We start from the raw sequence: 1,263 nt of genomic DNA on the forward strand, positions 1-1,263 counted from the left end.
CATGGACTGCGTCACGCCCAGGCGCCGGCAGGCGCGGCGAAAACGTCGCGACTGGTATTCGGCGAGTTCAACCCAATGCCACTTAGCTTGCTGTGATCTTCGCGCCCCTGACAGCGTGCTCCGCGGCTATCGTCGTGCCCATGGCGGCAGTTGAGGGGACGTCGGGTGTCGGTCTGGCCGAGTGGGTGTCCCTGGGAGTGCTGGCCGAGGCGGTCCCCAGGGACGTGGTCGATGAGGCGGTGGTCGCCGCCGGGCGAGGGGCGCGTCGTGCGGGCGGGAAGCTGCCGCCGCACGTGATGGTGTATTTCGCGATGGCTCTCGCGCTATTCGCTGACGATGACTACGAAGAGGCGATGGCCAAGCTGGCCGGCACGCTGCGCGCGTGGGGCTGCTGGGATCCGGCCTGGGCAGTGCCCACCTCCGGCGGGCTCACCCAGGCCCGGGCCCGGTTGGGGTCCGGGGTGCTCGCGTCGGTGTTCGCTCAGGTCGCCCGGCCTGTCGCGGAGGTCATGACACGCGGGGCATGGCTAGCCGGGCGCCGGTTGATGGCGATCGACGGGGTGGTGTGGGAGGCGCCTGACAGCCCGGACAACCGTCAGGCCTTCGGAGTGAGCGGCTCGGGCCACTATGCCTCGGCGTTCCCGCAGGTGCGGATGGTGACGCTGACCGAGTGCGGCTCGCACGCGCACACCGCCGCTGCCATGGACGGCATCCGCACCTCCGAGCAGGCCCTGGCCCGGCACATCTGGCCCGAGCTCGAAGCGGGCATGCTCGTTCTGGCCGACCGCAACTTCTACACCTTCGCCGACTGGTGCACCGCTGCCGACACCGGCGCGGATCTGCTGTGGCGCGTCTCCAGCCAATTGCGGCTGCCCGTGCTCAAGCTGCTGTCCGACGGCTCCTATTTCTCAGTGATCCACGCTCCGATTCGCGGCGGCGCCCGCCAGAACCTGCTCACGCGGGCCGCCGTCGGTGACGAGCTCGACCCCACGCAGGCGCGCCTGGTGCGCGTGGTGGAGTACGAGGTCACCGACCGCGGCTCGGACGACGAACGGGAGGTGATCTGCCTGATCACCACGGTGTGTGAGGCGACCGACGTGGACGCTGCGCAACTGGCCGACGCCTACCACGAACGATGGGAACACGAGACCGGGTTCTCCCAGATCAAGCGGCATCTGCGGGGCCCAGCACGGGTATTGCGTTCGCGCGGCCCCGAAATGGTCCGCCAGGAGCTCTACGGTTACCTCCTGGCTCACTACGCGC

At 69.4% G+C, this 1,263-nt stretch carries 1 protein-coding gene; it reads left to right on the plus strand.

Annotation, left to right across the window (positions count from 1 at the left end; all coding sequences use genetic code 11):
* Positions 1 to 140: 140 nt before the first annotated feature.
* Positions 141 to 1,263: IS4 family transposase (locus tag ABD346_RS25435; protein ID WP_344377153.1), on the plus strand; the 1,123-nt coding region annotated here is incomplete at its 3' end.

This window comes from Streptomyces mauvecolor (genome assembly GCF_039532965.1).
GTDB classification, from domain to species: domain Bacteria; phylum Actinomycetota; class Actinomycetes; order Streptomycetales; family Streptomycetaceae; genus Streptomyces; species Streptomyces violascens.